The 7,793-nt window shown below is 43.4% G+C and carries 8 protein-coding genes; 6 read left to right on the forward strand and 2 right to left on the reverse strand.

Translation table 11 applies throughout. The features are described 5' to 3' along the window. The 6 genes from potA to AACR09_RS20340 all read left to right on the forward strand — a co-directional run. The coding region (gene potA, locus AACR09_RS20315; RefSeq protein ID WP_228010770.1) for a spermidine/putrescine ABC transporter ATP-binding protein PotA at positions 1-926 on the forward strand (926 nt) is incomplete at its 5' end. Continuing rightward, a complete protein-coding gene (gene potB, locus AACR09_RS20320; protein ID WP_004733704.1) occupies positions 910-1,767 on the forward strand; it encodes a spermidine/putrescine ABC transporter permease PotB in 858 nt (285 codons plus the stop codon). The genes potA and potB, both read left to right, overlap by 17 nt. Next, entirely contained in the window at positions 1,767-2,537 is a 771-nt protein-coding gene (gene potC / locus AACR09_RS20325) for a spermidine/putrescine ABC transporter permease PotC (protein ID WP_004733706.1), read from the forward strand. Before potB ends, potC begins: the two co-directional genes overlap by 1 nt. Before the next feature lie 148 nt (positions 2,538-2,685). Then, complete coding sequence (locus AACR09_RS20330; protein ID WP_017077235.1) at positions 2,686-3,720, forward strand: extracellular solute-binding protein; 1,035 nt, start codon at positions 2,686-2,688, stop codon at positions 3,718-3,720. Positions 3,721-3,947: 227 nt separating this feature from the next. Continuing rightward, positions 3,948-4,985 (forward strand): extracellular solute-binding protein, encoded by a 1,038-nt coding sequence (locus AACR09_RS20335; RefSeq protein ID WP_193835590.1) that lies wholly within the window; start codon positions 3,948-3,950, stop codon positions 4,983-4,985. A gap of 84 nt (positions 4,986-5,069) precedes the next feature. Then, positions 5,070-5,867, forward strand: coding sequence for a GGDEF domain-containing protein (locus AACR09_RS20340; protein WP_193835591.1), 798 nt, complete (start codon positions 5,070-5,072; stop codon positions 5,865-5,867). Positions 5,868-5,999: 132 nt separating this feature from the next. Here AACR09_RS20340 and cobB read toward each other — a convergent pair whose 3' ends face one another. Both cobB and AACR09_RS20350 read right to left on the reverse strand, forming a co-directional pair. Next, positions 6,000-6,734 carry a Sir2 family NAD+-dependent deacetylase gene (gene cobB / locus AACR09_RS20345; RefSeq protein WP_102456343.1) on the reverse strand — a complete coding sequence of 245 codons (735 nt, stop codon included), beginning with the start codon at positions 6,732-6,734 and terminating at the stop codon, positions 6,000-6,002. Positions 6,735-6,937: 203 nt separating this feature from the next. Beyond that, a partial coding sequence (locus AACR09_RS20350; protein ID WP_228010774.1) for an ammonium transporter occupies positions 6,938-7,793 on the reverse strand: 856 nt, incomplete at its 5' end.

Consider the following 7,793-nt stretch of genomic DNA (forward strand, 5'->3'; position numbering starts at 1 on the left):
ATAGTGGTGAAATACTATTAGCTCAACAGAATGTAACCCAAGTTCCTGCTGAACAAAGGCATGTTAACACTGTATTCCAAAGCTATGCCCTATTCCCACATATGACCGTTTTCGACAATGTGGCATTTGGTTTACGCATGCAAAAAGTGCCAAACACCGAGATTGAACCTCGTGTCATGGATGCTTTAAAAATGGTGCGCCTAGAACAAATGGCACAACGAAAGCCACACCAGCTATCCGGTGGTCAACAGCAACGTATCGCAATCGCTCGTGCTGTCGTTAATAAGCCTAAAGTTCTTTTGTTGGATGAGTCTCTCTCTGCTCTAGATTACAAACTACGTAAACAGATGCAAATCGAGCTTAAACAACTGCAACGCCAACTTGGTATCACGTTCATTTTTGTAACGCATGACCAAGAAGAAGCATTGTCCATGTCTGACCGTATTATTGTTATGCGTGATGGCGTGATTGAACAAGACGGAACACCAAGAGAAATCTACGAAGAGCCTAAGAACTTATTTGTTGCTCGTTTCATTGGTGAAATTAACGTATTCGAAGCGACAGCGAAATCTCGTCAAGATGAAAAGCGCATTGTTGCGACAATCGAAGGTGAAGAGTCAATTATCTATCATGATAAAGATGTAGCACCGGGCCAAAAACTGCAAGTACTACTTCGCCCTGAAGATCTTCGTATCGAAGAAATTAAAGAGTCGGATCAAAGTGGTATTGTCGGCCACATTGTCGAGCGAACCTACAAAGGCATGACATTAGATTCAGTCGTAGAACTTGAATCAGGTATGCGTGTCATGGTTAGCGAATTCTTCAACGAAGATGACCCTGATGTTGATCACTCACTGGGCCAAAAAGTTGCAGTAACTTGGGTTGAGAGCTGGGAAGTGGTGTTAGAAGATGAGCAAGAAGTTTAATTTACAAAACGCGATTGTTGCTTTAATCACAGGTTGGTTAGTGCTGTTCGTGATGATTCCAAACATCATGATCATCGGCACTAGCTTTCTAACTCGTGATGAAGCGAACTTGATCGAGATGACCTTCACTCTCGATAACTACCTGCGTTTGGCTGATCCGCTGTATTTTAAAGTGCTGATGCACTCTTTCTATATGGCGATTGTCGCAACCCTACTTTGTTTAATTATTGGTTACCCATTTGCCTATATAGTGGCAAAAATGCCTACGAAATGGCGCCCAATCATGTTGTTCTTAGTGATTGTGCCATTCTGGACCAACTCTTTGATTCGTACTTACGGGTTAAAAGTGGTTTTAGGTACACAAGGTGTGTTGAACAAAGGTTTGTTGGCGTTAGACATTATCGATAAGCCACTTCGTATCATGTATTCAGAAACGGCAGTAATGATCGGGTTAGTGTATATCCTATTGCCTTTCATGATTTTGCCGTTGTACTCAGCGATTGAAAAGCTAGACGATACTTATTTAGAAGCGGCTAAAGACTTAGGTGCGAACAAACTTCAAACGCTATTGAAGGTTGTTTTACCCCTAACGATGCCAGGCATTATCGGTGGTTGTTTACTTGTATTGCTCCCTGCGCTTGGAATGTTCTACATTTCAGACTTGTTGGGCGGTGCTAAGAACCTGTTGATCGGTAACGTCATTAAGAGCCAAGTGCTTAATGCTCGTGATTGGCCGTTTGGCGCCGCAACCAGTATTGCACTGACTACCGCTATGGCCGTGATGCTTTATGCCTACTACCGTGCAGGCAAGTTATTGAATAAGAAAGTGGAGCTAGACTAATGGGTCGCACAGTTAAGTTCAGCTTTATGGCGCTGGTATACGCTTTTCTATACCTACCTATTATCGTATTAATTGCCAACTCTTTTAATGCCAATAAGTTTGGTATGAAATGGGGTGGCTTTACCACCAAGTGGTATGACGCGTTGATTAACAACGATAGCCTAATGCAGGCTGCGTGGCACTCGATCAACGTCGCGGTGTTCTCAGCAACTGCCGCAACGATTGTTGGCAGCCTGACAGCAGTAGCCTTATTCCGTTACCAATTTAAAGGTAAAGGCATCGTCAATGGCATGTTGTTCATCGTGATGATGTCTCCAGATATCGTAATGGCGATTTCGCTTCTTGCGCTATTCTTAGTTATGGGTGTACAACTTGGGTTCTTTACCCTACTTGCGGCGCACATTACTTTCTGTCTGCCGTTCGTTGTTGTTACGGTTTACAGTCGCTTGAATGGCTTTGATGTGAAGATGCTAGAAGCTGCAAAAGATTTAGGGGCAAGTGAATGGACGATTCTAAAACAGATCATCTTGCCTCTTGCTAAGCCAGCTGTTGCTGCGGGTTGGTTATTGAGCTTCACTCTGTCTTTGGACGATGTGATCATCAGCTCTTTCGTAACGGGCCCAACCTATGAAATATTGCCACTGAAGATTTACTCGATGGTTAAAGTCGGTATATCTCCAGAGGTCAACGCCCTAGCAACAGTGATGTTAGTGGTGTCGTTAATACTGGTGATTATTTCTCAGTTATTAGCGAGAGAGAAAATCAAGTAAGTCTCCTACTCTTTACTGAGACTGACTTGATAAGAAGTTAAGATACTTCAAGTTTAACAACAGTGTTATTCATAAACAGAATGGTAAATTGCCATTCTGTTTTTCTATCTACTGCCTTTTGGCAACGTTTAGTTTGGAGCTAACGTCAATGAAAAAATGGGCTACTCTATTAGCTGGTAGTGCATGTGCGCTTTCAATGTTATCTGCACCATCATTTGCAAAAGATAACAAAGAATTGGTATTCATGAACTGGGGACCTTACATCAATAGTGAGATCTTAGAACAGTTCACTGATGAAACTGGCATCAAAGTGATTTACTCGACTTACGAATCGAATGAAACCTTGTACGCAAAGCTAAAAACACACAACAAAGGCTACGACCTAGTTGTGCCGTCGACTTACTTCGTTTCTAAGATGCGTGACGAAGGTATGCTACAAAAAATCGATAAAACTAAGCTGAACAACTTCAAGAATCTAGATACTAACTACCTAGATAAGCCGTACGACCCAAACAACGACTACTCTATTCCACACGTAGTTGCGATCACTGGTCTTGCTGTTAACACTGACATGTACGATCCAGAAGATTTCCAAAGCTGGGCTGATCTATGGAAGCCAGAGCTTGAAGGTCAACTGATGATGATGGACGACACGCGTGAAGTGTTCCACATCGCACTGCGTAAGTTAGGTTACTCAGGTAACACGACTAACGAGAAAGAAATCGACGAAGCCTACGCTGAACTGCGTAAGTTGATGCCAAACGTTCTTGTGTTTAACTCAGATAACCCAGGCGCGCCATACATGTCTGGTGAAGTCGGTCTTGGCATGCTTTGGAACGGTTCTGCCGCTGCAGCGCAAAATGAAGGGCTACCGATTAAACTGGTTTTCCCTAAAGAAGGCGGCATTGGTTGGGTTGATAACTTTGCTATCAGTTCTGGCGCAATCAACGTAGAAGCAGCTCATAAGATGATCGACTTCCTACTTCGCCCAGAAATCGCAGAGCAAATCTCTCGTGACACAGGTTACCTAACGGCAGTTAAAGCGTCTAATGAGAAGTTCAAAGACAGCCCAGCTCTGTTCCCGTCGCAAGAAGATCTTGACCGTGTTGAATGGCAAGCCGCGGTGGGCGATAAGACAGTGAAGTACGAAGATTACTTCATGAAGCTTAAAGCGGGTCAGTAACGGAGTTCGTTATCTCATTGCTCCGGTCAACAGACGCTGATAAGTAACTGGTTTACTTAACAACCTGAGTTAGGTAATCAACACGTTAAAAATAAGAATATCAATGAATAGGCAGCTTAGGCTGCCTATTTTGTTATATCACTGCTATAATCTAGCGCGATTTTTAGAAATCCATTTACTTTGGGTTCACTACCCAGCTCCAAATCAAACAAATGAACGGAACAGTAATGAAAAAAACACTGTATACCGGCGCATTGTGTGCTGCTACTTTACTTTCTACACCCTCTTTCGCAGCTGACCAAGAACTGTATTTTTACAACTGGTCTGAATATATTCCAAATGAAGTACTAGAAGACTTCACAGAAGAAACTGGCATTAAAGTCTATTACTCAACTTATGAGTCTAACGAAAGCATGTACGCTAAGTTAAAAACTCAAGGTACGGGTTACGACTTAGTGGTTCCTTCTACTTACTTCGTTTCTAAGATGCGTAAAGAAGGCATGCTTCAAGAGCTTGATAAAACTAAGCTAAGCCACTTTGCAGATTTGGATCCAAATTACTTAGATAAGCCATTTGACCCAAACAACAACTACTCGATCCCATACATCTGGGGCGCAACGGGTATTGGTATCAACTCAGATATGCTAGACAAGTCTTCAGTTAAAAACTGGGGCGACCTGTGGGATACACAGTGGGAAGGTCAACTGATGATGATGGATGACTCTCGTGAGGTTTTCCATATCGCACTGTCTAAACTGGGTTACTCTCCAAACACGACGAACCCTGAAGAAATCAAAGAAGCGTACGAAGAACTTCGTAAGCTGATGCCAAACGTATTGGTATTTAACTCAGATTTCCCAGCTAACCCTTACCTAGCAGGTGAAGTATCTCTTGGTATGCTTTGGAATGGCTCTGCTTACATGGCACGCCAAGAAGGCGCGACAATTGACATCATCTGGCCAGAGAAAGGCGCGATTTTCTGGATGGATAGCCTAGCGATCCCATCAGGTGCTAAAAATGTTGAAGCGGCACATAAGATGATCGACTTCCTTCTTCGCCCTGAAAACGCCGCTAAGATTGCTTTAGAGATCGGTTACCCGACGCCAGTTAAAACGGCTTACCCTCTTCTTCCTAAAGAATTTGCTGAAGATAAGAACGTTTTCCCACCGCAATCAGTGATGGATAACGGCGTTTGGCAAGATGAAGTTGGCGAAGCGAGCATTATTTATGACGAGTACTTCCAAAAACTTAAAGTAAACAACTAGATTGTTACTGACAGGTTAATAAAGCGGCGTAAGCCGCTTTATTTTTATCTACACTTTATATAGGATGATATTAAACCAAATGAAGTGCGATTTAATATGCCCGCGAACCCTATATTATTGGTTGTGACTCTGATGCTGCTTGCGTCATTCTTGATGCTTGGGCTGAGTTCTTTTATTCACATAGATTCCAATTACGATCTGTTTTTTGAAACGAACACGCTCGTGATTATAATGTACATCTACTACGTTGCTCGTCATGCTATTCGCCCTCATAAAGCCCTTCGCTATGGTGCTCTACTACTTATTTTTAACTTGCTTTATGATGTGATCACAGAGCTCAAACACCTAGATGAATGGGCCGACCGAAACGAGTTACTCGACACCTTTCTTGAAGATGGATTGTTGCAAATAGCCTTCCTACTTATTGCTTACGGTATAACTGAACTTACAACCAAATTGAAAGATCAAAGCAAGCAAGATGAGCTGACAGGCTTGTATAATCGTAAGAAATTTGACGCAATCACGCTGAAAGAATTCGAACTCATATATTTCGATTTGGACGGGTTAAAGCGAGTCAATGACCGTAAAGGCCATAAAGTTGGCGATCTAATGATCGTTCGCTTCTCTCAAGCGCTCAACCAAGCCGCCTTAGAAGATGAAATGGTGTTTCGTGTTGGCGGTGATGAGTTTGTCGCGACTGTACAACTTGGCCGTGGTGGCGAGTTTGTAACCCAAGTGACGAACCTATTACATGGAGAGAACATCGGCTTCTCTTACGGTATTGAAGTAACGAGTCGAGAGAACTTTAAACAGGCGCTTGATGAGTCAGATAAAGCGATGTATGAAATGAAAAAAGCGCAGCGAACAGATCAACGAGCTTAATTACTCCATTATTTAGTGGCTGATTTGGCCGTAAGACAGGTAAAAAATAGAGACAAAAAAGGCAAACATACATACGACTCTAATTCTTTTTAGGTCAATGTACATTTGCCATATATAGTGGATAAAGATTAGTTAAGCCGTCAAAGAGCCCTTCTCTGAACACAACAACTCACCCACTAATTTCGGCACTTCAATACTGGCTTTACCGTAGCGTTTCTCTTCAAACTCACTTTCAACAGCACTAGGTTCGAGATTTATCTCGATGGTATGCGCACCATGCATTCTAGCGTCATGTACAAAACCTGCGGCTGGATAAACCACACCTGACGTGCCGATCGAGATGAAAAGATCCGCTTCTTCTAACGCTGAATAGATGTCGCCCATTCTTAATGGCATTTCGCCAAACCAAACAATATGAGGACGCATTTGAGCGGGGATCTGGCAACAATGGCACAATTCGCCGGTATGGATATCGTCTTTGTGCTCTAGAACTTGGTTTGATTCGCTGCAACGTGCCTTAAGAAGTTCACCATGCATGTGAATAATATTGTTGCTACCGCCTCTCTCGTGCAGGTTGTCGATGTTTTGAGTGATGATCGTTACTTTGCCGTCTAGCTTCTCTTCGAGCTCACCGAGCGCCTTATGGGCGGAATTTGGTTGAATGCTCTCACCTTGTAAGCCATGACGACGTTTATTGTAGAACTCTTGCACCAAATCTGGATCTTTTGCAAAACCCTCTGGTGTCGCGACATCTTCGATTTTATGGTTTTCCCATAATCCGTCTTGTGCTCGGAATGTTTGAATCCCCGACTCCGCAGAGATGCCGGCGCCAGTAAGAATTACGATATTTCGATATGGGAAATGCATATAACGTCCTTTTCAATATGTCACTTTGTAACAGCTTAGCACTGTTCAAATTCCAACAATAGTTTTAGGGATTAGACCATAGTCTTAGCCAACTGAATTCATTGATTATTTGTGACATAACTCGCTCGATATCAGCGGATTAAGAATGAACAGACACAAAAAAAGCGACCGAAGCCGCTTATTGTTTATCTATTGAACTGTGATCAGTCTTCGTTTATTGATGAGATCTTGTGGATGGCAAGATCCGCACCGTTGAACTCGTCTTCTTCACTTAAACGTAGGCCAGTCACTTTACTTAGAACACCGTATACAACCAATGCACCGGCTAGAGCGACGATAATACCTGCAAGTGTTCCCATTACTTGCGCACCAAAGCTCACGCCACCTAGTCCCCAGAGTGCTTGCTGGCCGAAGATGCCAGCTGCAATGCCACCCCAAGCGCCACACACGCCGTGCAATGGCCATACACCCAGCACATCATCAATCTGTGTTTTGTTCTGCATATAAGTAAACAGGTAAACGAACAATGCGCCCGCGACACCACCTGTAACGAGAGCGCCAAGTGGGTGCATTAAGTCTGAACCTGCACATATCGCTACGAGACCAGCCAAAGGACCATTGTGGATGAAGCCTGGGTCATTTTTACCTGCGACTAAAGCCGCTAGAATGCCGCCGACCATCGCCATAAGTGAGTTCATGGCTACTAGGCCACTGATGCCATTGATCGCTTGAGCTGACATCACGTTGAAGCCAAACCAACCCACACATAAGATCCAAGAACCTAGTGCTAAGAATGGGATGTTAGATGGTGCGAAGTTAGTGTGTTTACCAGCACGAATACGACCTTTACGCATACCTAAGAAGTAAACCGCGACCAAAGCAATCCAACCGCCAACGCCGTGAACTACTACAGAGCCTGCGAAGTCATGGAATCCATAACCGAATTGCGCTTCAAGCCAATCTTGGAAACCAAAATTACCATTCCAGATGATGCCTTCAAAGAATGGATAAACAAAGCCTACGGTGAACAGTGTTGCGATGAGTATTGGATAGAAACGT

The organism is Vibrio sp. OPT20, from assembly GCF_963889365.1.
GTDB classification, from domain to species: domain Bacteria; phylum Pseudomonadota; class Gammaproteobacteria; order Enterobacterales; family Vibrionaceae; genus Vibrio; species Vibrio splendidus.